At 62.4% G+C, this 26,636-nt stretch carries 25 protein-coding genes; 8 read left to right on the top strand and 17 right to left on the bottom strand.

Annotation, left to right across the window (positions count from 1 at the left end):
• The first annotated feature begins 165 nt into the window (after positions 1-165).
• Positions 166-1,185: an ATP-binding protein gene (locus tag LNV07_RS15785; RefSeq protein WP_263572125.1), complete on the top strand. Its 1,020-nt coding sequence runs from the start codon at positions 166-168 to the stop codon at positions 1,183-1,185.
• 110 nt (positions 1,186-1,295) lie between these two features.
• Positions 1,296-1,496 carry a hypothetical protein gene (locus tag LNV07_RS15780; RefSeq protein ID WP_263572124.1) on the top strand — a complete coding sequence of 67 codons (201 nt, stop codon included), beginning with the start codon at positions 1,296-1,298 and terminating at the stop codon, positions 1,494-1,496.
• Between the two features lie 48 nt (positions 1,497-1,544).
• Here the strand turns inward: LNV07_RS15780 and LNV07_RS15775 are convergent, their stop codons facing one another.
• From LNV07_RS15775 to def, 13 genes are all read right to left on the bottom strand, one after another.
• Positions 1,545-2,315 carry a substrate-binding periplasmic protein gene (locus tag LNV07_RS15775; RefSeq protein ID WP_263572123.1) on the bottom strand — a complete coding sequence of 257 codons (771 nt, stop codon included), beginning with the start codon at positions 2,313-2,315 and terminating at the stop codon, positions 1,545-1,547.
• Positions 2,316-2,336: 21 nt separating this feature from the next.
• Positions 2,337-3,290, bottom strand: coding sequence for a TIGR02285 family protein (locus LNV07_RS15770; protein ID WP_263572122.1), 954 nt, complete (start codon positions 3,288-3,290; stop codon positions 2,337-2,339).
• A 43-nt stretch (positions 3,291-3,333) separates the two neighbouring features.
• Positions 3,334-4,767: a pyruvate kinase gene (pyk, locus tag LNV07_RS15765; RefSeq protein ID WP_263572121.1), complete on the bottom strand. Its 1,434-nt coding sequence runs from the start codon at positions 4,765-4,767 to the stop codon at positions 3,334-3,336.
• Positions 4,768-4,851: 84 nt separating this feature from the next.
• Complete coding sequence (locus LNV07_RS15760; protein ID WP_263572120.1) at positions 4,852-7,167, bottom strand: NADP-dependent malic enzyme; 2,316 nt, start codon at positions 7,165-7,167, stop codon at positions 4,852-4,854.
• Between the two features lie 98 nt (positions 7,168-7,265).
• Positions 7,266-8,558: a GGDEF domain-containing protein gene (locus LNV07_RS15755; RefSeq protein WP_263572119.1), complete on the bottom strand. Its 1,293-nt coding sequence runs from the start codon at positions 8,556-8,558 to the stop codon at positions 7,266-7,268.
• A gap of 69 nt (positions 8,559-8,627) precedes the next feature.
• A complete protein-coding gene (locus LNV07_RS15750; RefSeq protein ID WP_263572118.1) occupies positions 8,628-9,824 on the bottom strand; it encodes a phosphoglycerate kinase in 1,197 nt (398 codons plus the stop codon).
• A 74-nt stretch (positions 9,825-9,898) separates the two neighbouring features.
• Complete coding sequence (locus LNV07_RS15745) at positions 9,899-10,228, bottom strand: AzlD domain-containing protein (protein WP_263572117.1); 330 nt, start codon at positions 10,226-10,228, stop codon at positions 9,899-9,901.
• Positions 10,225-10,953: an AzlC family ABC transporter permease gene (locus LNV07_RS15740; RefSeq protein WP_263572116.1), complete on the bottom strand. Its 729-nt coding sequence runs from the start codon at positions 10,951-10,953 to the stop codon at positions 10,225-10,227. The genes LNV07_RS15745 and LNV07_RS15740 overlap by 4 nt, the downstream gene beginning before the upstream one ends.
• A gap of 46 nt (positions 10,954-10,999) precedes the next feature.
• Positions 11,000-11,752, bottom strand: a complete 753-nt coding sequence (locus tag LNV07_RS15735; RefSeq protein WP_263572115.1) for a head GIN domain-containing protein — start codon at positions 11,750-11,752, stop codon at positions 11,000-11,002.
• Positions 11,753-11,920: 168 nt separating this feature from the next.
• Entirely contained in the window at positions 11,921-12,334 is a 414-nt protein-coding gene (locus LNV07_RS15730) for a hypothetical protein (protein ID WP_263572114.1), read from the bottom strand.
• 54 nt (positions 12,335-12,388) lie between these two features.
• Positions 12,389-13,237: a zinc metalloprotease HtpX gene (htpX, locus tag LNV07_RS15725; protein WP_263572113.1), complete on the bottom strand. Its 849-nt coding sequence runs from the start codon at positions 13,235-13,237 to the stop codon at positions 12,389-12,391.
• A gap of 63 nt (positions 13,238-13,300) precedes the next feature.
• Positions 13,301-14,248 (bottom strand): methionyl-tRNA formyltransferase, encoded by a 948-nt coding sequence (gene fmt / locus LNV07_RS15720; protein ID WP_263572455.1) that lies wholly within the window; start codon positions 14,246-14,248, stop codon positions 13,301-13,303.
• Between the two features lie 15 nt (positions 14,249-14,263).
• Positions 14,264-14,782, bottom strand: coding sequence for a peptide deformylase (def, locus tag LNV07_RS15715; protein ID WP_263572112.1), 519 nt, complete (start codon positions 14,780-14,782; stop codon positions 14,264-14,266).
• A 240-nt stretch (positions 14,783-15,022) separates the two neighbouring features.
• Here def and LNV07_RS15710 point away from each other — a divergent pair, with 240 nt between their 5' ends.
• The 3 genes from LNV07_RS15710 to LNV07_RS15700 all read left to right on the top strand — a co-directional run bounded on the left by LNV07_RS15710 (position 15,023) and on the right by LNV07_RS15700 (position 17,931).
• Positions 15,023-16,225: a LysM peptidoglycan-binding domain-containing protein gene (locus tag LNV07_RS15710; protein ID WP_409993994.1), complete on the top strand. Its 1,203-nt coding sequence runs from the start codon at positions 15,023-15,025 to the stop codon at positions 16,223-16,225.
• A 34-nt stretch (positions 16,226-16,259) separates the two neighbouring features.
• Positions 16,260-17,384 carry a DNA-processing protein DprA gene (gene dprA, locus LNV07_RS15705; RefSeq protein WP_263572110.1) on the top strand — a complete coding sequence of 375 codons (1,125 nt, stop codon included), beginning with the start codon at positions 16,260-16,262 and terminating at the stop codon, positions 17,382-17,384.
• Positions 17,385-17,478: 94 nt separating this feature from the next.
• Complete coding sequence (locus LNV07_RS15700; RefSeq protein ID WP_263572109.1) at positions 17,479-17,931, top strand: Smg family protein; 453 nt, start codon at positions 17,479-17,481, stop codon at positions 17,929-17,931.
• 20 nt (positions 17,932-17,951) lie between these two features.
• On the opposite strand, the gene LNV07_RS15695 is transcribed toward LNV07_RS15700, so the two are convergent.
• The 4 genes from LNV07_RS15695 to yajC all read right to left on the bottom strand — a co-directional run bounded on the left by LNV07_RS15695 (position 17,952) and on the right by yajC (position 23,784).
• Positions 17,952-20,348, bottom strand: coding sequence for a DUF1631 domain-containing protein (locus LNV07_RS15695; RefSeq protein WP_263572108.1), 2,397 nt, complete (start codon positions 20,346-20,348; stop codon positions 17,952-17,954).
• Positions 20,349-20,394: 46 nt separating this feature from the next.
• Positions 20,395-21,429, bottom strand: a complete 1,035-nt coding sequence (secF, locus tag LNV07_RS15690; protein ID WP_263572107.1) for a protein translocase subunit SecF — start codon at positions 21,427-21,429, stop codon at positions 20,395-20,397.
• A gap of 18 nt (positions 21,430-21,447) precedes the next feature.
• Positions 21,448-23,340, bottom strand: coding sequence for a protein translocase subunit SecD (gene secD / locus LNV07_RS15685; protein ID WP_263572106.1), 1,893 nt, complete (start codon positions 23,338-23,340; stop codon positions 21,448-21,450).
• A 117-nt stretch (positions 23,341-23,457) separates the two neighbouring features.
• Positions 23,458-23,784, bottom strand: a complete 327-nt coding sequence (gene yajC / locus LNV07_RS15680; protein WP_263572105.1) for a preprotein translocase subunit YajC — start codon at positions 23,782-23,784, stop codon at positions 23,458-23,460.
• 207 nt (positions 23,785-23,991) lie between these two features.
• On the opposite strand from yajC, the gene LNV07_RS15675 reads away from it, so the two are divergent.
• The 3 genes from LNV07_RS15675 (at position 23,992) to LNV07_RS15665 (ending at position 26,630) form a co-directional block, all read left to right on the top strand.
• On the top strand, positions 23,992-24,924 hold the full coding sequence (locus LNV07_RS15675; RefSeq protein WP_263572104.1) for a dihydrodipicolinate synthase family protein: 933 nt from the start codon (positions 23,992-23,994) through the stop codon (positions 24,922-24,924).
• Positions 24,925-25,020: 96 nt separating this feature from the next.
• Entirely contained in the window at positions 25,021-25,677 is a 657-nt protein-coding gene (locus tag LNV07_RS15670) for a GntR family transcriptional regulator (RefSeq protein WP_263572454.1), read from the top strand.
• Positions 25,678-25,697: 20 nt separating this feature from the next.
• Positions 25,698-26,630, top strand: coding sequence for a 4-hydroxyproline epimerase (locus tag LNV07_RS15665; RefSeq protein ID WP_263572103.1), 933 nt, complete (start codon positions 25,698-25,700; stop codon positions 26,628-26,630).
• Positions 26,631-26,636 lie beyond the last annotated feature (6 nt).

The raw sequence follows: 26,636 nt of genomic DNA, 5'->3' as shown, positions 1-26,636 counted from the left end.
ACCGCGTTGTAACTGGCGGCGATTCTAGCGGCGACCTTGTAGCAACAATGCAAGGGCTGCCTCGCTTGTGCGGTCGCCGCCAAGCATTTAGGCTCTCTGTGCCCCATTTTTCACGGCTTAGGCAAGTTTGATGCCGTCGACACTCGCTGTTCAGGAGCCCGCCGCATGACACGTTTAGCCATCGATCAGTTGACGCTTTGGATCACCGCCGCCGCGCGCGAGCATTCGCATGACTTGGCCAGCCATCTGGAGGAGCGCACCGGCGCCAGCCGGCGCGCCTCGCTGGCCGCCTTGCGCCGGCTGGTCGACGCCAATTGGTTGAGCCGCAGCGGCAGCGACCGCCGCCCCCTCTACGGCCCCGGCCTACTCCGTCAGGTCGCCCGCAGCTACACCTTGTACGGCCTGCAAGAAGACATCCCCTGGCAACGCGACTTCGCGCCCAATTTCGACCTGCCGCCCCATGTCGCACGGATGATCCAGCATGGCTTCACCGAGCTGGTCAATAACGCCGCCGACCACAGCGGCGGCAGCAGCGTCACCGTTTCGCTGCGCCAGACGCCCAGCCACGCGCAACTGCTGGTCTCCGACGATGGCTGCGGCGTGTTCGACAAGATTTGCTCGGCCTTTGACATCGCCAACGCCCAGCACGCGATGCTGGAACTGAGCAAGGGCAGGCTGACCAGTCAGCCCGAGATGCACACCGGCCGCGGCCTCTTCTTCAGCTCGCAGCTGGCCGATGTGTTCGACATCCACGCCAACGGCACCGCCTTCCAGCGCCGCGCCTGGGAGAGCGGCGGCTGGCAGCCGGGCCGGCCGATGCCGCGCCAGGGCAGCTCGATCTATATGTCGATCTCGCTCGACACCAAGCGCACGCTGGACCAGGTTTTGGAGGCCTGGAGCCTGGACGGCAGCGGCATCGAGTTCGACCACACCACGATCGCGCTGCGGCTATTGGCCGGGCCGGGCCAGCCGCTGGACTCGCGTGCGCAGGCCCGCCGCGTGGCGGCCCGCCTGCCGATGTTCCGTCGCGCCGAGATCAATTTCGACGGCGTCGTTGATGTGGGCCACGGCTTCACCGATGAGTTGTTCCGCGTTTTTGCAAAGGCACATCAGGAGGTAGAACTGATGCCGACCCATATGACGCCGCGCATCGCGGCCCTGGTGAAAAGCGCGCAGAACGGATAGTGTCAAAACGGCACAAACAACACCCATGTGTCATTAATTCACGCAGGGTATTCCCGGATTCCTCGTAAAATTTAGGCACAGGCTGCGGTCCAGCGGCCCAAGGAATCCCCATGAAAAGTCCCTTTAGAAATGATCCTTGGAGCGGCGGCGATCGGCGCAAGGGCATCGACAGGCGACAACAGGATAAAGAGGTCCCCAAGGCGCTAGATCGCCGCAAGGGACTTGAGCCGCGACACCCCGAAGTGGTGGAACTGCATCTGTCGAAAGAAGAATGGGACCGCATCAAAAGCCAGTTCGCGGCATTCGCCTGAGCGCGCCGATTGGCCAATGGCCGCCTAACTCGCCGCCGCGGCCATCGCTCACAACTCGCTGTTGATCAGCGCCTGCATCGTTTTGGACTGAGCCCGCATGGCCTCATTCAGGCGCGGCAGCAGTTGCGCCAGTGCGTGGCCTCGGGCGGCCACGAAATGCACCGGATCAAGCTGCATCGGTGTCGGCACGACCGCGATGCCCGCCGCATGACCAGACTCCCTGCGCAAGACCTGCTCTACCGCCCAAGGCTGCGGGTGACGGTGCGAAGTCAGCATCACATCGCAGCGGCCGGCCATCAACATTCGCGTGCGCGCACCAAGATCGCCGTCCACCAGCTCAACCCGGAAGACGACTCCTTTGGCCGCATCGAAAGCCGAGCCATAACTGATGCCTCGGGTCACGCAAAGAGTTCGTCCCTGCAGATCATTGAGGTCGCGGTAATTCAGCGACTGATCGCGCCGAACCACCATCCAGACATGGTTGTCAAATACCGGGTTACTGAATTCGAATAACTGCTCGCGACTGGCGCTGCGCGACACCCCAAAGGCCAAGGCGTGGCCGCGCTCGGCCATCAGCAGCACACGCGCCCAGGGCACGCGGTGAACTTGCCAGTCAATCCCAGCCGCTTGCCCGATCAGCGCCAGCATCTGCGCCACAAAAGGGCGACGGCTGGACTCGCTGACCGCGACAGGAACCGGCAACAAGGCATCAGACCCGACCGCATTGGAGGCCGCAAAACCAGCAAGACCGGAAATACTTGGTAACGGCAGTGCCAGCAGCCTGCGCCGCCACATCAGCAAATCGGCTCCTGCACTCATGGCGCAACGCGCATCAGCAGATCAGCGCGACCCGGACTTCGGCTCTACGACCGCCGCCGGAGCCAATTGACTCGCCGCACTGGCGTTCAAAGCAGCCATGCGAGCCCGGTAGACCTGCCGCTCCCCGGCCGGCAAAAGCGCTTCGTAGCGTTCACGCAGAAGTGTCCGCTCGGCCTCCATGCCATGCAATTGGTCGATCGTCTGCATCACCTGCTTGCCCCAAGGCGTGCGGCTGCAGGACGGGTAGGTAATGATCAAGCCCGGCGCCTCGCTCAGCGCCAGATACTCGAAGTCGCCGAGGTCGGCCTGTGTCTTGCGCAGTTGCTCGACCTCGATCGCATAACCCAGGGTGACGTCAAAACGATTTCGCCCCAAGGTGTGCAGGAGGCCGGACAGCAAACCGTATTCGCTGAAGTCAAGCACCTGATCCGGCCGGTTGGTGCGGGCTTGTTTCAAGGCCTCATCAATCCCGAGGCCAAAGCGCCGCTTTGGCAGCGTACCCAAGCGCACCTCACCGGACTGCAGCAAATCGGCCAACGAGATGTCGCCCCGCGCGCGTTTTTTCCAACCACCCGGCGGCGCATAGCCACGCCGCACGATCAACACCGGCGGCAGCTGAATAAAGAAGGCTTCCGTGCCAAAAACCGTATAGGCCTCACGCTCCGGCACCTTCAACATCGACAGCGTACATACCGGCTGCCCGCTCTGCATGTACTGGAAAATCCGCTCGGTACTGCTGACCTCCAGCACATGGCGGTATTCGGGCATGCGCTTGATCAGCGCGTTAAGGTATTGATCCCTCAGCCCCGTGCCCTTGTTTGGCCCATCCACCATGTGATAGGGCACAAAATCCAGCAAGAGCCAGCGAATCGCCGGAGGATCAACTTGAGTCTCGGCCCGAGCCGACAACGAACCGGCCAACACCAAACAAGCCGAATAAACAGCAAGTAATATTGGACGCAGGCTTAGGCTCATTGCGCCGACTATAGCGGGCCCTTGGCTCGCCAAAGTGAGCGGATTACCCGCCGACGCGGCAAACCTTCAGCATATTGGTGCCACCCGGATAGCCCATCGGCTCGCCGCAGGTGATGGCATAAGTGTCACCGGGCATCAGCACGCCCTTGTCGACCAGGATCTTCTCGGCCGCGGCCAGCGCGGTGTCGCGGTCCTCGAACTTGGGCATCAGCAGCGGGCGCACATTGCGGTACAGCGTCATCTTGCGCTGGCTGATTTCTTGCGTGGTCAAGGCATAGATAGGCACCTGAATGCGATGCCGGCTCATCCACAAGGCGGTGGAGCCCGACTCGGTCAGCGCCAGAATCGCCTTGCAGCCGAGGTGATGGGCGGTGAACAAGGCGCCCATCGCGATCGACTGATCGATACGGCCAAACTGGCGGCCGGCAAAGTCGGTGTCCAAGGTAACGAACTCGGCCCGCTCGGCCTCTTGCGCAATCGCGGCCATCTGCTCGATGGTCTCGACCGGGAACTTGCCCGCCGCCGTTTCGGCGCTCAGCATCACCGCGTCGGTGCCATCAAGTACCGCGTTAGCCACGTCCGACACCTCGGCGCGCGTCGGCACCGGGTTGACGATCATCGACTCCATCATCTGCGTCGCGGTGATGGCCACCTTGTCCAAGGCCAGCGCCATCTTGATCATGCGTTTTTGCAGCGCCGGCACCGCCGCATTGCCAACTTCAACGGCCAAGTCGCCGCGCGCGACCATGATGCCGTCGCTGGCCTTCAGAATCGATTCCAGATGCGGAATGGCTTCGCTGCGCTCGATCTTGGCGATCATGCTCGGCTTGTGGTTATAGGGCTCGCCGGCCATATTGGCGAGTTGGCGAGCCATCTCCATATCGGTCGCGTTCTTGGGGAAACTGATCGCCAAGTACTCGCAGCGGAAGCTCATCGCGGTCTTGATGTCTTCCATGTCCTTGGCGGTCAGCGCGGGGGCGGTCAGCCCGCCGCCCTGCTTGTTGATGCCCTTGTTATTGGACAGCTCGCCACCGAGTTTGACGATGGTGTGCACCGCTGCCCCGCGCACCGCCTCGACCGTCAGCACCAACAGGCCGTCGTTGAGCAGCAGCGTGTCGCCGGGCTTCACATCGCGCGGCAGTTCCTTGTAATCAAGGCCGACGGCTTCCTCATTGCCCAACTCGGTGCGGTCGGCATCGAGGATGAAGCGCTCGCCGTTGATCAGCTCGATCTTGCCGTTCTCGAACTTGCCGACGCGGATCTTCGGGCCCTGCATATCGGCCATGATGGCGACCGCCTTGCCGGCAGCCATTGCCGCTTCACGCACCATGCGAGCGCGGTCGATATGGTCCTGCGCCTTGCCATGCGAGAAGTTCAGCCGCACCACGTCGACGCCGGCCCGGATCATCCGCTCCAGAATCTCCGGCGATGAAGAGGCTGGGCCGAGGGTGGCAACGATCTTGGTGGCACGGGTCATGACGGGCTCTCGCTGAAATAAAGTTACAGGCGCCGATTATGGGGCGCTTTCAAGGCCCCAAACCAGTTTCACGCGGTTACAGCTTCAAGCCTTCGCCGCCAACACATCCGCGACCGCCAAGGCCGTCATATTCACGATGCGCCGCACCGTCGCCGACGGCGTCAGGATATGCACCGGCGCCGCCGCGCCGAGCAGGATGGGGCCCACCGTCACACCGTGGCCACAGGTCACCTTCAAGACATTGAAGAGGATGTTGGCGGCGTCCAGCGAAGGCAAGACCAGCAGATTGGCCGAGCCCTTGAGCGTGCTGCCGGGCAGGAAGGCGGCCCGCACCGATTCGGACAGCGCCGCGTCGCCATGCATCTCGCCGTCGCACTCGACATCCGGCGCATGCTGGGTAAATAACTCGCGAGCCCGGCGCATCTTGACGGCCGACGGCCGCTTGCTGGAGCCGAACATCGAATGCGAAACAAAAGCCAGCTTGGGCGGCAGGCCAAAACGCTTGACCTCCTCGGCGGCCATCGCGGCGATCTCGGCCAATTGCTCGGCATCGGGCTGGTCGTTGACGAAGGTGTCGGTGATGAAGAGCGTGTGCTGCTCCAGCATCAGCGCGTTCATGGTGGCGAAGTTGCGCACGCCCGGCTTCAACCCGATCAGGTCGGACACATGCTCGAGGTGGTTATCAAAGCGGCCGACCATGCCGCAGATCATCGCGTCGGCGTCGCCGAGCTTGATCGCGAGCGCACCAATGGTGGTGGCCGAGCGGCGCACCGCCGCCTTGGCCATATCGGGCGTGACGCCGCGCCGACCCAAGACCTCGTGATAGGCCTCCCAATATTGGCGAAAGCGCGCATCGTTGTCCGGGTCGATCACGGCCACATCGACGCCCAGCTTCATCCGCAGGCCCGCACGCTCAAGCCGCGCGGCAATCACCTCGGGCCGGCCGATCAGCGTCGGCTTGACGATGCCCTCATCCAACGCCACTTGCACCGCGCGCAGCACCCGTTCATCCTCGCCCTCGGCGTAGATGACCCGTGCGGGATTGGCCTTGGCCGCCGTGAACACCGGCCGCATGAACATGCCGGTCTGGTAGACATAGCGCTCCAGCGACTGACGATAAGCGTCCAGATCGGCAATCGGGCGCAGCGCCACACCGGAGTCGGCGGCGGCCTGCGCCACTGCCGGCGCGATGCGCAGAATCAGCCGGGCGTCGAAGGGCTTGGGGATCAGGTATTCGGGGCCAAAGTGCAACTCCTCGCCGGCATAGGCCGCCGCCACTTCGTCACTGGTTTCGGCCTTGGCCAGAGCCGCGATTTCGCGCACACAGGCCAGCTTCATTTCCTCGGTGATCTTCGACGCACCGCAGTCCAGCGCTCCACGGAAGATGTAGGGGAAGCAGAGCACGTTGTTGACCTGATTCGGATAGTCCGAACGGCCGGTGGCGATGATGCAATCGGGCCGCACCGCCTTGGCCAGTTCCGGGCGAATCTCCGGCTCCGGGTTGGCCAGCGCCAGGATGATGGGCTTGGCGGCCATCTTGATGATCATCTCTTGCGTCAACACGCCGGCGGCCGAGCAACCGAGGAAGACATCGGCGCCGTCGACCACATCGGCCAGCGTGCGCGCCTCAGTATGCTGGCAATAGCGCTGCTTCGATTCATCCAGTTTTCCGGCCTTGGCATCTTCGCGTTGGTCCTGGATCACGCCCTTGGAGTCGCAGACAAAGATGTTCTCGCGCCGCACACCCAGGCCCACCATCACGTCCAGGCAGGCGATCGCCGCTGCACCCGCGCCCGACACGGCCAACTTGACCGTCGCGATGTCCTTGCCGACCAGTTCCAGGCCGTTCAAGAGCGCGGCACTGGAGATGATGGCCGTGCCATGCTGGTCATCATGGAAGACCGGGATATTCATCCGCTCCTTCAGCTTCTTCTCGATATAGAAGCATTCGGGCGCCTTGATGTCTTCCAGATTGACGCCGCCCAAGGTCGGCTCCATCGCGGCGATCATGTCGACCAATTTGTCCGGATCGCGCTCGGCCAACTCGATGTCGAACACATCAATGCCGGCAAATTTCTTGAACAGGCAGCCCTTGCCTTCCATCACCGGTTTGCTGGCCAAAGGGCCGATATCGCCCAGGCCCAGCACGGCCGTGCCATTGGTGATCACGCCGACCAGATTGGCGCGCGAGGTGTACTCGGCCGCCAGGGACGGGTCCTGCTCGATCGCCAGGCAGGCATAGGCGACGCCGGGCGAGTAGGCGAGCGACAGGTCGCGCTGGTTGGACAAGGCCTTGGTAGGAGTGACGGCGATCTTGCCGCGCGTCGGAGCGCGGTGATATTCGAGCGCGGCTTCGCGCAAGGCGGCTTCGGCCGGGGACAAGCTGTCCTTGTTATTCATCGAGGTCTCCATGTTTTCACAAACTGGCCGGAGGTTACCGCGCCAATTCCTGCATTCTGATGCCGAGTGCTTTAGGCGTCATGCAAAGATGGCAAAACCTAGGCCTCCTTGCCCAAGTCCTTGAAGTTGCACTCGACGCGGTTGCGCCCTTCGCGCTTGGCCTTGTACATGGCCTGATCGGCCGCCCGCATGGCGGCCTCAATGCCAGCCTCGCCCTCGCTATGGCGGGTCGCCTGCGCCACGCCGAAGCTGGCCGTTACCTTTATACCCCCCGACCAAGCCTGCTCGGTCAGCATCAGGCGCAAGCGCTCGGCCACGGCGACGGCCTCTTCGGCTCGGGTCAGCGGCATGAGTAGCACAAACTCTTCACCCCCCCAGCGCGCGAGCAAATCTTCGCGCTGGATATTGGCCTTCAGGTGTTGCGCGAACTGTTTCAACACCTCGTCGCCCGCGTCATGGCCCAAGCTGTCATTGATGCTCTTGAAATGGTCGATGTCGGCAAACACGACAGCCAAAGGGAACATCTGCTCTTCCTGCGCACGCATCAGCAGGTTCAGGTCGTGCTTGAGGCCCAGACGATTGGAAACGCCGGTCAGCGGGTCGTGATGGGCCTTGGCCTCGTACTCGCCCGAGCGAACGACCAAGCGCGCATTGGCTTGTTGCAACTCGCGCTTATGACGCAGGGTGCGCCCCAGGCGCAGCCGTGAACGCCGCCAGTCCCAGAACAGAAAGGCGCCCATGCAGGCAAACCAGACCGCGATGATGGCCAAGCGAAAGGTCGCTGGATCGACCCAGACGCCGACGAACTCAATCGCGTCCAGCTCGATTTTGTGCGCACCCGGCGTCACCAAACCCGAGGTGGTAAGACTCAGGAGCACCGTGTTGTCGAGTTGAGGCCCCAGCAAATGCACCGGAAGCGGGTGCTCCTGCACCCACCAGGAGGCCACCATGAATTGCGCCAATCGGAACTCCACCGGCACCGACTCCGCGCTAGGAGCGAACACCACCTCATGGGGCTTCATGTCCGCTTCTTTGCCGGAATTCGAATAGGCGGGGTCGAAATGGCGCAAGAACACCCGCACATGCTGAACCGGCTCTGGACCGCTGGCGCGCACCCACAGGCGCACGCTGTCAAACTGGGTCAAATCCACGCCCCGCCCGAGCTCGGCCAGCCGCACTTGCAAATCACAGAATGGCCATTCGTAGCCCGGCCGGATCTCGCAATGCAAGATCCAGCCATTGCCCCGACGCTCCAAACGCCCTTCGCTAAGCCCGCCATCGATGCTGTCGTTGACTGCCTTGACCAAGTCCGCTGGATGCGAAGCCGCATCAATGCGCAAGGTCCGCGTCATCCAATGCTCGTTGGCATACAAGGCCAACAAGGTTAACAACAGTAAACCCAGCAGAAGGCGGCGAAGTATCACGGGCTAGTCGGCTTTGCCGGGCTCGCGTGAAACCGATCAGGCCTCTTGGGCGCGCTTGCCGAGGACCTCGAACGCCGGCAGCGTCTTGCCTTCGAGGATTTCCAGGAAGGCGCCACCGCCGGTCGAGATATAGCCGACATCCTTCTCGATGCCGTACTTGGCGATCGCGGCCAGCGTGTCGCCACCGCCGGCAATGCTGAAGGCGCTGGACGCCGCAATGGCGCGCGCAATCGTCTCGGTGCCATGCGCAAAGGCGTCGAACTCGAACACACCGACCGGGCCGTTCCAGACGATGGTGCCGGCGGCCTTCAATTGCTCGGCCAGCATGGCGGCCGTTTGCGGGCCGATGTCCAGAATCAGATCATCGTCGGCCACATCGGCGGCGGCCTTGACCGTCGCCTCGGCGTCGGCCGCAAAGCGCTTGGCCACCACCACATCAACAGGAATCGGTACCGCCGCGCCGCGCGCCTTCATGGCGTCGATGACGGCACGGGCTTCGGCCACAAGATCGGGCTCGGCCAGCGATTTGCCGATCTTCAGGCCCGCCGCCAACATAAAGGTGTTGGCGATGCCGCCGCCTACGATCAGCCCGTCGACCTTGTCGGACAGCGCCTTCAGAATGGTCAGCTTGGTGGACACCTTGGAGCCCGCCACGATGGCGACCAGCGGCCGCTTGGGCGTCGCCAGAGCCTGGGTGATGGCGTCGATTTCGGCGGCCAGCAAGGGGCCGGCGCAGGCGATCTTGGCAAATTGGGCAATACCGTAGGTCGTGCCCTCGGCGCGGTGGGCGGTGCCGAAGGCATCATTGACGAAGATATCGCACAAGGCAGCGAGCTTCTTGGCAAGCGCCTCGTCGTTCTTCTTCTCGCCCTTGTTAACGCGGCAGTTCTCCAGCAAGACCAACTCACCGGCAGCGACGCTGACACCATCGACCCAGTTGGCGACGACCTTGACCTCACGGCCCAGCAACTCACCCATGCGCTTGGCCACGGGAGCGAGGGAATCTGCGGGCTTGAACTCGCCCTCGGTCGGGCGGCCCAGGTGCGAAGTCACCATCACGGCCGCGCCGGCCTTCAAGGCCTGCTCGATACAGGGGATGGACGCGCGGATACGGGTGTCTTCGGTGATATTGCCGGCATCGTCCTGCGGCACATTGAGGTCGGCGCGGATGAAAACACGCTGGCCGGCCACCTTGCCAGCGGCGATCAGATCGGAGAAACGAATGACGTTCATGAAATTGAGCCCGGGTATGTAAATGCAATGGCCGCTAGCTTACCAAGTCAATTGCACAATTCCGAACAAGCGGGTTACCAGCCAAGCCCAATGCGCAGCAGCAACATCACCGCCGTGCCGCTGATGATGGTGCCGAGAATGCCGCGCTTCCAGAAAAAATAGGCCGTCCCGGCCGCCACCGCATAGAGACGGGCATCCTTCCAAGTCGCGATCAAATGCCCCTGCGTCATCACGATTTCCGGCACGATGACGGCCGCCAGCGCGGCCAGCGGCGCATAGCGCAGCCCTTGTTTGACCCAGTCGGGCAGCGGCAAGTCATGCTTGGGCAGCAGGAAGAAACTGCGCGTCAGCAAGGTGATCGCGCCCATGCCGAAGATGGCGAGAACGGTTTCCCAGTCGCTCATTGGGACACCCTCCGCTCGGGCAGCCAATGCTCCATCAGCAAACCGACCGTGACGGCCACCGCGATCGAGACCAGGATATTGAGTCGCAGCGGCAGCCCGTAAGCGGCCACCGCCGCGCAACCCGCCACCGCCGCCGAGACCCAGGTGTTGCGGTCCTTCAGCAGCGTGTAGGCCAGACCCAGCAACGCCAAGACGCCGGCGAAGCCCAGGCCCCATTGCGTCGGCACATGGTTGGCGGCCAGAATACCGACGATGGACGGGATTTGCCAAGAAGCCCAGTTCCACGCCACTCCGCCCCAGTAATAAGGCAGTTGCGCGGGCTCCGGCTTGGGCTCGGGGAAGCGCTTCAAGAACGCCACATAGTTCAAATCGGCGGCAAAGTAGCCCACGCTCATGCGCTGCAGCAGCGGCAGGTGGCCGAAGTACATGCGCCATTGGACGCTGAAAATCACAAAGCGCAGATTGACGCAAAAGGCGGTCGCCCACAGCACCCACATCGGCGCGCCGCTGGCGATCAAGGGCAAGGCCGCCAATTGCGAACTGCCGGCAAAAACCACCAGGCTCATCAGCAGCGCCAGCGGCACCGACAAGCCGCTTTTGACCATCGCCACGCCGGTCACCAGACCCCAGGCCGAAATACCCAGGCTCACGCCCATCATCTCGCGCGCGCCGCGCCGGAATTCGGGCTGACGCCATAACGCCCCGGGCAATTCAGTTCTAGTCATGCCCCAATTGTCACCGGGTGGCGGGCACCCGTCTGTCACATGCCGGTCAATTCAGCTTGGTGATCGTGCCATGGCCGGCCACCGAACTGCTGAGCTCGGGCGAGCCCAGGTAGGCAACTTCACCGGAGCCGGCGATCGAAACCTTCAGCGTCTTCACCGCATGCACGGTCGCGTTGCCGCTGCCGGCAATGCTGGCCTTGACCTCATCGGCTTGCAGGCCACGCGCATCAATATCGCCACTGCCGGCCACCGACAGGCTGAACTTGCCGGTGCGTCCGCTGGCCTTGATGTCGCCGCTGCCACTGACCTGCACGCTCAAGCTGTCGCTGCTGAGATCGACAAACTCGATGTCACCCGAACCGCTGACACTGACATTGACCGCGGGCGTCTTCATGGTCTCGACTCTCACGTCGCCCGAACCCGCAATCGCCACCGCCCGCAACTGCGGCAGCACCAGCGTGATCTGCGGATCGTTCTTGCTGGAGAAACTGAAGCCCTTTTTGGTGCTGACCTCCAAGGTGCGGCCCTTGCTGCCCTCGACCACCCTTGTTTCGATCAGCGGCAAGAAGTTCTTGTCCGCCTTCAACTCGAGTTTGACGGTGGCACCTTGGCGCACCACCACCTTGTAGCTGCCGGCGAGGCTCAGGGCGTCGAATGCACCCAAGTCACGGCTCTCGCTAACGATCTCGCCCGACGCTTTGACCTGTTCCTTGAAGCCCCAAGACCATGCTTGGGCGGGGGCGGCAAGCCCAATGACGCCGACGGAGGCGAGAGCAATAAGCAGACGGCGATTCAACATAAAGAGACTCCTGCTGGGCGAGGCACAGCGTTGCAATGGACTCATCCTCTCTGATTCGGAAATGCAAGATGCCAGACAAGCGACGGACTGCAAGCCGCGGGGTTCAGAAAGCAAAAAAGCCGCAGCGAACGGTCGCAGCGGCTTCTGTCGAAGCAATCGGCGGCGGCTTCAATGGGCCGCAGCCTTGGGCTTGCCTTCTTTGCCAGCGGTCTTGTCTGCCGCCTTGTCTGAGGCGCCGCTCTTGGCTTTGGGCTTGACTTCCTCCTCTTCCGGCTCGGCACCCGGCTTGACCACAGGTACGCGCGGCACCACCGGCGCCACACCCTCCAGCTTGTTCTCCCGCATGTACTCGTCCATCTCCTTCCAGCCGTTGAAGACCGCAGCCTTCTGCGCTTTGGGGTTGAGGGTGTAGCAATCCTCAATCGCACGCAAGGCATGGCGGCAAGCACTGCCTATCGCCTTGCCCTCGGCTTCCTTGATGGCGAGCAGCTTGGCCGGGTCTTCAATGCCCAATTGCTCGCAGCCCGTCAGCAAGACGAGCGCGAACAAAGGCAGGGCGCGGAACGCGAACACTGGTTTCATAGCGCTATGTATCGGCTCATTTGCCGCCTGCTTGAGTCCGCGCCTGACCACGACTCAACGCCGAGGCGCCATGGCCATCAGACGCGCCACCCGCTCTTCGGTTGCCGGATGGGTGCTGAACAAGCCCGCCAGCCCTTTGCCGGAGAGCGGATTCATGATCATCATCTGCGCCGTCTCGGGGTGCCGCTCTGCCGCGGCCATGGGGATGCGTTGGGCAAAGTTATGAATCTTGGTCAGCGCCGAGGCCAGCGCCTGCGGGTCACCGGCGATTTCGGCGCCGCCTCGGTCCGCCTCGAATTCACGCGCGCGGCTGATGGCCATCTGGATCACGCTGGCCGCCAGCGGCGCCAAGATCATCACCAGCAGCCCCACCAGCGGATTGCTGCTACGCCCTTCGCTATCGCGCCCGCCAAACAACATCGCAAAATTGGCCAGCATCGAGATCGCACCGGCCATCGTCGCGCTGATCGTGCTGATCAAGATGTCGCGATGCTTGACATGCGCCAATTCATGCGCCATTACCCCACGCAACTCGGCGGCGGACAGCACCCGCATGATGCCGCTGGTGGCCGCCACCGCCGCATGCTCGGGGCTGCGCCCGGTAGCAAAGGCGTTAGGCGCGTCTTCATCGATGATGTAGACGCGCGGCATCGGCAACTCGGCCTTGGCGGCAAGCTCCTTGACCATGGCGTAGAACTGCGGCGCCGAAGTCTCGTCGACCTCGCGCGCGTTGTACATCTTCAGCACCAGCTTGTCGGAGAACCAATAGCTGAAGAAGTTCATGCCCAGCGCGACCATCAAGGCCATCATCATGCCGCTTCGGCCACCCATCAAGCTCCCCAGCGCCATGAACAAAGCGGTGATGGCAGCCATCAAAATAGCGGTCTTCATCAAATTGAACATATGACTCCTTCAACACCTCAAGGGATGATAACGAGTAATTACATCGGGCCAAGGGCGTGAATTTCAAGCCTTGAAGCGCGCACCGGCCGCAATCGGCCGCGCTTGGAGAAAAGCCTGCGCCGGCAAACGCTTGGCCCCGGCGCGCTGCATTTCGGTCAAGCGCAAGGCCTGTTCGCCGCAAGCCACGACGACGCCATGCTCATCCACGCTCAGGACCAAACCCGGCGCGCCCTGGCCTGCGCAGACCTCGCCGCGCCAGCATTTGATCGGCTCACCGTCCAACTGCGCCAAGCCACCCGGGAACGGGTCAAACGCGCGCAAACGACGCTCAATCTCGACGGCCGCTTGCGTCCAGTCAATTTGTGCCTCGGCTTTTTCGATCTTGTGCGCGTAGTTAACGCCTTCGCTGGGCTGCTGAATGGCGACAAGCGCGCCCGGAGCCGCCTGCAATGCGTCAACAATCATGCGCCCGCCCAGCGAGGCCAAACGGTCGTGCAAACTGGCCGTGGTGTCGGACGGGCGAATCGCCTCGCGCGTCATCAGCAGCATCGCGCCGGTGTCCAAGCCCGCGTCCATCTGCATGATGGTGATGCCGGTTTCGGCGTCGCCGGCCTCGATCGCACGGTGAATCGGCGCCGCACCCCGCCAGCGTGGCAGCAGCGAGGCATGGATATTCAAGCAGCCAAGCGGCGGGGCGTCCAGCACCCATTGCGGCAGGATCAACCCGTAAGCCGCCACCACCATCACATCGGCGCTTGCATCGAGCATGGCTTGGCGAGCCGCTGCGGCGTCCTCCGGGTACTTGCCGTCAAGACGCAGGCTGCGTGGCTGTGCAAGGGCAATGCCGTGCTGCAGCGCCAGCTCCTTGACGGCTGAGGCTTGCAGCTTCATGCCGCGCCCGGCCGGGCGATCGGGCTGGGTCAGCACCAGCGGCACATCGAAACCGGCTCGCAACAGGGCTGCCAAGGCGGTCGCCGCAAACTCCGGCGTGCCGGCAAAAATAAGGCGCAGCGGAGCAGCCATGGTTCAGCGCCGGCGCCCGTCTTCTTCGCGTGCCTTCTTCAGCATCTTGGTCTTGATGCGCTCGCGCTTGAGTGGGCTCAGGTAGTCCACGAAGACCTTGCCCATCAGATGATCCATCTCATGCTGGACACAGACCGCCAGCAGCCCCTCGGCCTCAAACTCATAGCTCTGGCCTTCCCGATTCAGGGCCCGCACGGTGACGCGCGAGTAACGCGGTATCTTGTCGTAGATCTGCGGCACCGACAAGCAGCCCTCTTCACCTTCGGTGAACTCGGCGCTGGTCTTGATCAGCTCGGGGTTGATCAAAACGCGCGGATCGTCGCGGCCTTCCGAGGTGTCGATGACGACAACCCGCTCATGCACATCGACCTGGCTGGCCGCCAAACCAACGCCTTCGGCGCCGTACATGGTCTCCAACATGTCATCGACCAGGCGCTGAATGCGCGCATCAACGCCCACAACGGCGGTCGCCACGGTGTGCAAACGGGGATCGGGGTAACGCAAAATATTCAATATCGCCATGGTTCTTGCGTTGTGGACGGGGCACAACGTCTTTTGTAAGTGCTTGCAAGAGGGCGAAAGCCCTTGTTTTGTTCGTTGCGATGCTCTGTTTTTGGGGGCAGAATCACCGCGGCCAGACGGATTTTCGCTGAAAAGCGAAAGCTTGGCCGCTCCGAGGTCTATGCGGGCGGCAATTCACCCACAGTTTGCGCAACCGAACAAATTAACCAGGTCCGCATTTGTAGCGGTAGAGAGTGCTCAATGCCTTTTTGTGAAAACACGAATCTCCCCCGTCGCTCTTTGTTGGCCCTAAGCCTGCGAGCAGCTGTCATCTGTTTTTTGGGCTCCGCACCCTCAGTCTGGGCGCAAACCTCATCCTTCCCCATCACCGAGCAACAACGTGCCACCGCCGATCGGGTGGCCCAGGCCGGCGTACCCTTGAGCGAGTTGGCGCCCAACGCACCCGATTCGCACACCGTCAAGCCCGGCGACACTCTGTGGGATATTTCCAAGTTGTTTCTCACCAACCCTTGGCGTTGGCCTGAGCTATGGGGGATGAACCGTGATCAGATCAGCAACCCACATCTGATCTACCCGGGCCAAATGCTGGTGCTGGTCAAAATAGATGGCCGCGCGCAACTCCAGTTGGCGCAGCAGCGAGTCGGCGCTCAGGCCAGTGACGCAGATGGGTCGGGCAAGCTGTCGCCACGCATCCGCGTCGGTGACTTTGACGGCAACGCGATTACCGCGATTCCGCTCAATTTGATCGAGCCCTTTCTGAACGATGCGGTGGTGTTCGACACCGATGAATTGGCGACCGCGCCGCGCATCGTGGCCACACCAGAAGGCCGGGTGCTGTTGTCGCGTGGCGATTTGGCCTATGCGCGCGGCGATCTGAGCCAAGCCACCGATTACAGGGTGTTCCGCAACACTCGTCCGCTTTTGGACCCCATCAGTCAAGAAATCCTCGGCTACGAGGCCCCTTATTTGGGCACGGCGGAGCTCAAAAGGCCGCAACAAAATAGTGAGCAGGCCGACGGCAAGATCGAAATCGTGCCCGCCACCTTGATGATCAAGGCGGTGCGTCAGGAGATCGGCATTGGCGACCGCCTATCGCCAATGCCTCAGCGCAGCTTCTCGCGCTATATACCGCATGCGCCCAACGCGCCGATCAAGGGTCAGGTTATTTCGATCTATGGCGAGGGTTTGAATGCGGGGCAGAACCAAATCGTGGCCCTGAACCGCGGTCGCCGTGATGGGCTGGAGCGCGGCCATGTGCTGGCGCTATGGCAACAGGGGCGCAGCATGGTCGACAGCACCAGCGACAAGCGTGAAATCATCAAACTCCCCGACGAGCGCCACGGTGTTTTGTTCGTGTTTCAGGTCTATGAGCGGGTCTCGTACGCATTGATCATCTCGGTCAAAGACCCCGTCAAGGCGGGGGACTCGTTCAGCCAGCCTTGACGAGACCCAAGAGCCTGACCTTTTGACCTAAGCCATGCTTGCTCGCGATGAATTAGCGGCTTGGCTTCGACTGCTGGAGACCCAGGGCATTGGCCTGGAAGCGGCGCGCCGGTTGCTGGCTCGAGCCGGTTCGGCGCAAGCTGTCTTTGATCTGCCCGGCGATGCTTGGCAGACCGCCTTGAACTCGGCGCAGCGCGAAGCATTGAGCCGGCCGCCGGAGCATTTGGACGCCCTGCTTGAGCTGACCTGGGAATGGTTGAACGCCGACTCCTCGCACGACATCATGCTGCTGGGAGATGCCGACTACCCAAGCGCCCTGCTGCAAACGGCCGACCCGCCACTCTTGCTCTATCTGCACGGGCGCCGAGAGCTCTTGGGGACGCCGGCCTTGGCCGTCGTCGGTAGCCGCAGCCCGACGGCACAAGGGTCGGACAATGCCCTCCAATTTGCGCAAGCCTTGAGCATGACCGGCTTGACCATCGTTTCCGGCTTGGCCCTGGGTATTGACGGGGCCGCTCACCAGGGCGCCTTGGATGGCGCGCTTGAAGGCGGCGCCAGCACCATCGCCGTGCTGGGCACCGGGCTCGACCAGATCTACCCCAAACGCCATCTGAAGCTGGGCCAAGAGATCATCGAGCGCGGCCTGTTGCTCAGCGAATATTCGCTCGGCACACCGGTCTTGCCGCCCAATTTTCCGCGTCGCAATCGGCTCATTGCCGGCCTGTCGCTTGGCTGCTTGGTGGTGGAGGCGGCGCTGAAGTCTGGTTCTTTGATAACCGCGCGGCTCGCCAGCGAAGCCGGGCGTGAGGTATTCGCCATTCCCGGCTCGATTCACTCCCCCTTGAGCCAGGGTTGCCATGCGCTGATACGACAAGGCGCCAAGCTGGTGGAACGGCTGGAAGACATTTTGGAAGAACTGCCGAGCCGCCCGGACGCGACGAACAAGCCACTCTCGGCACCTGCTCACGAGGCCGATTTGAGCCCGCAGCAGGGGCAGATTTTGAAGCTGATGGGCTTCGATCCGATTTCATTGGACGGTCTGGCGCAGCGTGGTGGCTGGCCCGTGGCCGATTTGAGCGGGCATTTGCTGGAGCTGGAATTGACTGGAGAAATAGCGCGCTTGGCCGGGCAACTTTTTCAACGTCGCAAGAAGGCATAAAACTCATCGATAGCCCAAATTCAAGCCAATCTAACCGTGCTGAGACGGTATTTTTCGGGCAAAAGGTCTAAAAGGCCTGCGGTATAGTTGGCCCATGTTTGACGTGCTGGTCTATCTCTACGAAACCTATTGGCGTCCGGATGCCTGCCCGGATCATGCCCAATTGACACGCAAATTGTCGGCCGTTGGCTTCGAAAGCGACGAAATTCAAGAGGCGCTGTCTTGGCTGGAAGGCTTGGCCGAGGGCGCCGCGTCCTATCAAGGCCAGCAAGGTGCCTTGAGTCTGCGGGTCTATTCGGAAGCCGAACTTGACCATCTGGGCGAGCCCTCGGTCGGTTTCATCAGCTTTTTGGAGTCGGCCGGCGTGCTGCCTCCACCGATGCGCGAAATGGTGATTGACCGCGGCATGGCCATCCCCGGCGCACCCATGGACCTTGAGGATCTCAAGATCATCGTCCTGATGGTCTTCTGGAGCCGCGGCGAAGAGCCCGATGCGCTGATTCTGGACGAATTGTTTGTGGCGCCCGAGGACAGGCTGATCCACTGAGAGGCCCAGCCTAGCCCGGCTCAGCTCAGCAGGCGCGCAGGGTCGACATCCAGCTTGGCCAGCGCATTGCGGGTTGCCTTGACGGTCAAGGACTCATCCTGCGCCGGCAACAACAAACCCGCCTGCAGGAAACCAGCCATACGACTCAGCTGGAACAAGACCCCACGCCCACTGGCTGTGACGAACAAGGCCATCTGGCGACGGCTGCCACGCCAAGCCAGTTGCACCGCCTCGTTGCGATTGCGATAGTCCAACATATACCAACCGCCGACCTGCAACTCTTTGGCCCAGGCCAGCATCGCCGGGCTGGGCTCCGAGCCGCCTTCGGCCACGACTTCCATACCCTCGGATTCATGGCCAGACAGGTCGCGCACCATCGATTGGTCGATGTTGATCTCGTCGCCGCCTTCGGGCAGCATGGCCTCAAGCGTCTCCAGTTGGTCCATCAACTCATCCAGACGCTCGCGTGGAATCTGCGCGCTCTTGGCGGTGAAGGCGGCTGCCAAGGCGTTATTGAGGGTGCGCACCTGTTCGTCCTGGCGCTCGATGGCCATGCCGGCCTGGCCCATTCCGTCGCGCAGGGTTTTGAGCAAAGGCGGCAGGCGGCGAATCACCTCGGCGCGTTCTTCGCGCGAAACCTTGGCACTGGCCGACCAGATCAGGTCGGCGGCGGCGCGCTTCATCAAACGTGTCGGCTCCGACTGCGCGCCGGCGCGCACGGCCGTCACGGCCAGCACATCGGCCCAGATGTGGAACAAAAATTCTCGCACGCCGTCTTGCACCGGCACCGCACTGAGCATCTTGCGCAACTCGATCGTGTACTGAATCGCCAACGTCTCGCGCTGTTCGACCTGCTGAGCCAAGGACACGCCATGCTTGGTGGTCTGGTTTTCGTTCTCGAAATAGTTGTCGAGGAACTTCTCGAATTCGGTCAGCACGGTCTGAAACACGCGCCTGCCCGTGTCGGGGTAGGCCTCGACCACCTGCACGACGCGTTTGATTTCACGCTCCAGCGGGTCCGGCCCGGCACCAGCGCCAGAGGTGGTGGCGACTCCACCACCCGCGCTGAAGCCCATCACGCAGGAACCCATTCGATCGATCAACTGACGCGCAGGATGGTCGATGGTGGCAAAGAAATCGGGCTCGCTGACCGCAACCCGCAAGACCGGCATCTGCAGGCGCGCGAACCACACACGCACCGTGGCCGGAATCCGCTCTTCCATCAAGATGCTTTGAAACATCATCGCCACCAATTCGATGGTTGCGCGCTCGGCCGGTGTCTCCGCAGCCTGCTTGAGGACTTGCTTGAAGGCTTGATTGCGGGTCTGCAACTCCTCCAGAATCTGTGGCGCTGCGGCTTCCGGCGCACCAGGCGTCTGCAGCGGCGCGCGTTGCAAGGCCTCTTGCGCATGTTTGATGGCCGAAGTCAGGCGCGGAGCAAGACCGCGACCGGTCGCTCCAGCTCCAGCTCCCGCTCCCGCTCCCGATCCAGGTATAGGCGCCAAGGCCGACCCACCACCGCTTATCGAGGAGGCGGGGTTGTCCAGTCGGGTGGCCGCAAAGGCCGGCACCTGCCCGCCCACAATCCTCTGCAATAGTTGCAATACTTCTTCCGCTTGGCTGCTGACCGGACTGCGCGCGGCGGCCGCCGCCGGGTGGGCGTCCGCTGCGGCGGCCGCCAAGCCTGAATTGGCTCGAATTACCCCGCCACGGAATTGCGCCTCGGCCGACTGCCCGGGATAAGCGGCGGTGCCGGCCGCCTGAGCGGCACGGCGGATAAAGGGCCGCAGATCAACTTCGGGCATCACCGACTGAGCGAGCAGCCAAGCATTGACCTCGTGATAGGCCTCGCCCAAAAGTTGGGCAAATTCCAGGTGCAAATCATTGCGCAGCATTTGCCAGTCGGAGTTGCTCAGGCCGCTGCGGGTCCAGGCATCCAGCACCAGCTTGGCCACCACATTGGCACGAAACAAATCCTGCGGCGCCAACTCGTCTTGCTGCTCCAGGATTTGCATACGCGTACGCAAATCCGTGAACTCCCAGCTTGCCTTGTCCATCATCGCCAGCGCCAAGCGCGAGGCGGTGATCTCCCGCTCAATGGTGTCGTCGTCGACCAGGCTCAGTGGGCCGGCGGACGACGCCCCATCGGCAGGCTTGCTCACATCAACGATGCCATACACGGCCGCATGACGAATGCCGCTGATGACCCCCGCCTGCCAAGCCGGGCCGTGGCGATTCCAGGACTGAATGCCATCACGGCGCGCGACCATCACCGCATATTCGGCCGACTGCAACAGCAACTTCGCGGCCGATTCATTGATCATCCGCCCCAACGTCACGATCCCGTTTACCAAGGCCTCGACGTAGATTCGCCGCGCTTGAGTAGCTAGAGCCTTGTTGCGAGCGACGACGGTCATAGTTCAGTGGGGGCAGCGAAGCAAGGTGAATGAAGCTGAAAGCACTCTACACCAAGGCCCCGGCGTTTGGATCATCAGGATCACCCTTGTTGACCGGCGTGCTGACCAGATCCTCGCGCTTGACGCCCAACCACATCGCAATCGCCGCGGCCACGAAAACCGAGGAGTAGATACCGAACAAGATGCCGATGGTCAGTGCAACCGCAAAGTAATGCAGCGTGGGGCCGCCAAAGATCAGCATCGACAACACCATCATCTGGGTCGAGCCGTGGGTGATGATGGTGCGGCTCATGGTGCTGGTGATGGCGTGGTCAATCACCTCATGCGTGGTCAGCTTGCGGTATTTGCGGAAGGCCTCGCGCACCCGGTCAAAAATAACCACCGATTCATTCACCGAGTAACCGAGCACGGCCAACACCGCCGCCAGCACCGAGAGCGAAAACTCCCACTGGAAGAAGGCGAAGAAGCCCAGGATGATGACCACGTCGTGCAGGTTGGCGATGATGCCGGCGACGGCAAATTTCCATTCAAAACGGAAGGCCAGATAAATCATGATGCCGACCACCGTGGCCAGCAAGGCCTTGGCGGCGTCTTGCGCCAACTCGGCGCCGACCGCTGGGCCGACCACTTCGCTGCGCGACAGCTTGATGGGCTCCACCCCGGCCGCCGTCGAACAGACCTGCTTGCTGATGGACTCGCCCTTGTCGCTGACGCTTTGACGCTGGCTGATCGTGCCCGCCTCGGCCTTGCACAACTCACCGAAAACCAGATCGACCTGCTCGGTCTGCTTGATGTCGGCGCGCAGCGGCAGGCGGATCATCACATCACGCGTGCTGCCGAAGTTCTGCACCTGCACCTCGCCAAAGCCGAGCTTTTCGACCAGCAAGCGGGTCTTCTCTATATTGGCCGCCTGCGCGTACTCGGCCTCGATCACCGTACCGCCGGTGAACTCGATTGAAAAATGCAAACCGCGGGTGATCAAAAAGAACACCGCAGCGGCAAAGGTCAGGAAGGAGATGACGTTGAAAATCAACGCATGCTTCATCAGCGGGAGATCCCGCTTGATACGGAACAGTTCCATTTTTCTAGCTCCGTCTAATCAGGTCTTGGCCACGGGCTGGTCGGCCGCGAGAACCTCGGTGGGTGGGATCCAAATCTGTCCGATCGACAGCGATTTGAGTTTCTTCTGACGGCCATACCAGAGGTTGACCAGCGCACGCGAGAACACGACCGACGAGAACATCGAGGTCAAGATGCCCAGGCAATGCACGATGGCGAAACCCTTCACCGGGCCGGAACCAAAAGCCAGCAGCGACAAGCCGGCGATCAAGGTGGTGACGTTGGAGTCAAGAATGGTGGCGAAGGCGCGCTCGTAGCCGATCGTAATCGCCCCTTGCGGGCTGGCACCGGCGCGCAACTCCTCGCGAATGCGCTCATTGATCAGTACATTCGAGTCAATCGCCATACCGAGCACCAGCGCGATCGCGGCGATACCCGGCAGCGACAGCGTCGCCTGCAGCATCGACAACAAAGCCACCAGCAAGAGCAGGTTGAAGCCCAGCGCCAGCGAAGAAATCGCGCCGAACAAACGGTAGTAAAGCGTCATGAAGATCGCCACGGCGACAAAGCCCCAGGTCACCGAGAGAATGCCCTTCTCGATATTCTCTTTACCCAGGCTTGGGCCGACGGTCTTTTCTTCGATGATTTCCATCGGCGCGGCCAGGGAGCCGGCGCGCAGCAGCAAAGCGGTGTCGCTGGCTTCTTGCGTGCTCATCGCGCCCGAAATCTTCACCCGTCCGCCACTCAACTCGCTGCGGATCACCGGCGCGGTGACGACCTCGCCCTTGCCCTTTTCGAACAAGATGATGGCCATGCGCTTGCCAATGTTCTCGCGCGACATGTCCTTCATGATGCGGGCGCCCTTGGCGTCCAGCGTCAGGTCGACCGACGCTTGCTGATTCTCGTCAAAACCGGGCTGTGCGTCGGTCAGGTTCTCACCGGTCAACACCACTTGCTTCTTGACGATGATGGGGCCGAAGCCGCGGTCGATAAAGCGCTCGGTGCCGAACGGCACCGGGCCACTGCCGGCCAGCGCGGCTTGCGCCTCGGCGCTGTCGTCGACCATGCGCAACTCCAGCGTCGCGGTGCGGCCGATGATGTCCTTGGCCTTGGCGGTATCTTGCACGCCGGGAAGTTGCACGACGATGCGGTCACGACCCTGCTGTTGAATCGTCGGCTCCGACACCCCTAGCTCATTGACCCGGTTGTGCAAGGTGCTGATGTTTTGCTTCAGCGCGGCGTCCTGAACGGCCACCATTGAAGCGGGCTTGAGGCTGCCGGTCAGACGTTGCTCCAGACCTTCGGTCGAAGCGGCCCACAGCACATCGCCGAGCTGCGCGCTAAGCAGGTCTTGCGCTTGTTTGAGCACAGCGGCGTCACGGAAGGCCACCACCACGTTGTTGCCGTCACGGCTGATGCCGGAGTGGCGAATGCCCTTGTCACGCAACATCGTGCGCACATCGCCGGTTAGCGACTCGGCCTTCTTGGTCAGCGCCGACTTCATGTCGACCTGCATCAAGAAGTGCACGCCGCCGCGCAAGTCCAGGCCCAGATACATCGGGAAGGCATGCAGGCTGGACAACCAATGCGGCGAGCGCGACAGCAGGTTCAGCGCGACGATATAGCTCGGGTCGGCCGGGTCGGTGTTGATCGCCTTGCTGATCGCGTCCTTGGCCTTGATCTGAGCGTCGAGGTCGGCAAAACGTGCCTTGATCGAGTTGCCCTCCATCTGCACAAAATCGGGCGTGATCTTGGCCTCGGCCAAGGCGGCGCTAACCCGGCTTTGCAGGCCCGAGTCGACCTTCAGCGTGGCCTTGGCGCTCGACACCTGCACAGCCGGCGCCTCACCAAAAATATTGGGTAAGGTATAGATGGTGCCAACGAGCAACGCGAAGACAAGGATCGCGTACTTCCACAGCGGATAACGGTTCATGGTGCTTCCTCTCTGACCCTGCCACGCTGGCTGCTTGGCGCTGCTGCACCAAACCATGCGTTGCTGGGGGCGCTGCCCGGCCGATCAAGCGGCATTCGGGCAGCATGGCTAAAGGTCTTACTTGACGGTGCCCTTGGGCAAGACCTGCACCACCGCGCCGCGCTGCACTTGCAGCTCGACACCGGAGGCGACTTCGATCGAGATGAAGCTCTCACCCAGCTTGGTGATCTTGCCCAGCAGACCGCCGGTGGTCACGACTTCGTCGCCCTTGGCGATCGCTTCGATCATGGCCTTGTGCTCTTTCTGGCGCTTCATCTGTGGACGGATCATCACGAAGTACAGCACCACAAACATCAGCACCAGCGGCAGCATGCTCAGCAAACTGGACTCGGTGCCACCTGAAGCGGCCGGAGCGACCTGGGCAAAAGCATTGGAAATAAACACGACGGATCCCTTATGTATAAATGCGCCCCGAACGGGCAATGATCAGCGATCACCGCCCGCAGGCGAAAGAACGGCGGATTGTAAGCGCGCGAGCGGCCGTCGACCGGCCAAGCTCAGACCCCGACTTACCCGCAGCAATATGCGGTTGACAGAGGCATTCGGCAAGGCTACAGTTAAATATATCAACAGCATACCTGCGAGCAAATCATGTCACTGCCCCAAGCCAAAGCCAATCTGCCCCGCTGGACCGGCGTCTTCCCCGCCGTCACGACCAAGTTCAAGCCCAATGAGGATCTGGACGTCGCCGAGATGGAACGTCATTTCGAATTCCAGATCGCCAACGGCGTTGACGGTCTCGTCACCGGCGGCTCGCTCGGCGAAGCCAGCACCCTGACGCTGGAAGAAAAGCTTGAGGTCGCGGCCATTGCGGTCCGCGTCGCCGCCGGCCGCGTGCCTGTCCTGGCCAATGTGTCGGAAACCAGCACCCGCAACGCGCTGCGCTATGTCGAGGGCGCTGCGCGCATCGGCGTCGAGGGCCTGATGCTGATGCCGGCCGTCTTGTACCCGGCCGATACCCGCGAGGCGATCGCCAATGTGCGCACCATCTGCGCCGCCGCCGCGCTGCCGACCATGCTCTATAACAACCCGGTGTCTTACCGGGTCGATCTGAAGCCGGAGGACATGGTCGAGTTGGCCGACTGCGAATGGCTGGTCGCGATCAAGGAGTCGACCGACAACATCCGCCGCGTCACCGACCTGCGCAACGTCCTGGGCAATCGCTACCAGCTCTTCATCGGCGTGGACGACCTCAGCTTCGAAGCCTTGGCACTGGGTTGCGACGGTTTGTTGGCCGGCCTGTGCGATGCCTTCCCGGCCGAAACGGTCGCCATCTACAAGCTGATGCGCGCCAAGCGCTATGACGAGGCGCTGAAGATCTATCAATGGTTCATGCCGCTGCTGCATCTGGACGTGCATGCCAAGCTGGTGCAGAACATCAAGCTGGCCGAGGCGATGGCCGGTGTCGGCAACGAAAACGTGCGCCGTCCGCGCCTGCCCCTGGTCGGCGAGGAGCGCGCACGCGTGTCGGCCATCATTCAGCGCGGCCTCGATACAAGGCCCGACCTGAGCCGTTTGTTCTAAGGTTTGTCCTAAGCTCGGCCTTGCCTTGGGTGGGTCGGAGCCTGCGATGATGTCGCCACGATGAAATCAGCCGCAAGCAACTCCCCCACCCACGACATGAGCGACACGAGCGACACCCCCGACAAGCGTCGTTATGCCGATCAGGCCTATGACAAACTTGAGTCGATGATTTCGACTCTGGTATTGCGGCCCGGTGCGCCCATCGTCGAGTCCGAGTTGATCGAACACACGGGCCTGGGCCGCACGCCCACGCGTGAGGCCTTGATGCGCTTGGTTGCCTGCGGTCTGATCGTGCAGCAACCGCGCCGGGGTTTATTAGTCAGCGACATTCGATTGGCCGAGCACCTCGACCTGATCGAAGCCCGCCGGGTGCTGGAGCGCTTGATCGCCGGCACCTCGGCGCGCCGCGCCACGCCGCAGCAGCGCGAGGACTTGCTCGCCTGCGCGCAGCAGATGGCGGCCGCGGCCCAGGCCTCGGATTTGACGGCCTATATGCAGGCCGATCAGGCGCTTGACCATGTCAACCATGCCGCCTGCCGCAACCCGTTTGCGGTCGCGGCGGTGATTCCGATGACGATTCAATGCCGGCGTTTTTGGTACGCCTATCAACACCAGGGCGATATGAGCGAGGGCGCACGCTGCCATTTGGCGCTGGCGCAAGCCATCGCTGCCGGTGAGCCGACCAAGGCCGCCGCCGCGTCCGACGCGCTGATGGACTATCTGCGTAAATACGCGCAGGCCGTCATTGCCTAACCATGAATTAACCTACACCCATGCGCTTCATTGACTCCCACACCGGCGGCGAGCCGACCCGCATCTTGATCTCCGGTGGCCCCGATCTGGGCCAGGGCAGCATGACCGAGCGCCTGGCGATATTTCGCGAGCAGCATGACCGCTGGCGCAGTGCGGTCGTCAACGAACCGCGCGGCTCCGATGTCTTGGTCGGAGCGCTCTTGTGTGAGCCGGTGGATCCGGCCAATGCCTGCGGCGTGATCTTCTTCAACAACGTCGGCTATTTGGGCATGTGCGGCCACGGCACGATTGGCCTGATCGCCACGCTGGCCTATTTGGGCCGCGTCAGCCCGGGCGAGCACCGCATCGAAACCCCGGTCGGCGTCGTCACGGCCACGCTGGCCGCCGACGGCAGCGTCAGCGTCGCCAATGTGCCGTCCTATCGGCATGCCAGTCGCGTGGCGCTGGATGTACCCGGCCATGGCTTGCTGCATGGCGATGTGGCCTGGGGCGGCAACTGGTTCTTTCTCTGCGCCGACCATGGCTTGACGCTCAGTCTGGCCCATGCCGAGGACTTGACCGACCTCGCCTGGCGCATCCGTCAGGCACTGCAAGCCCAAGGGATTTGCGGCGCCGACGGCCAAGAAATTGACCATATCGAGCTGACCGGCCCGGCCCAAGACCCGGCCAATGATGGCCGCAATTTTGTGCTTTGCCCCGGCAAGGCCTATGACCGCTCGCCCTGCGGCACCGGCACCAGCGCCAAGCTGGCTTGCCTTGCGGCTGACGGCAAATTGGCACCGGGTCAGGTCTGGCGCCAGGAGAGCGTGATCGGCAGCGTGTTTGTAGCCGACTACCGTCCTGGCAGCGGGACCGAAATCCTGCCCTGCATCCAGGGCCGCGCCTACGTCAATATGGATGCGAATCTGGTGTTCCAAGCCGGTGACCCCTTCGCCTGGGGCATCGCCGTTTGAGTAGCA

Origin of the sequence: Roseateles oligotrophus (assembly GCF_025717515.1) — a bacterium.
In the GTDB taxonomy this organism is placed as follows: Bacteria; Pseudomonadota; Gammaproteobacteria; order Burkholderiales; family Burkholderiaceae_C; genus Paucibacter_A; species Paucibacter_A oligotrophus.
Note: the sequence above shows the minus strand (reverse complement) of the source record. Positions and strands in the feature narration are given on the sequence as shown.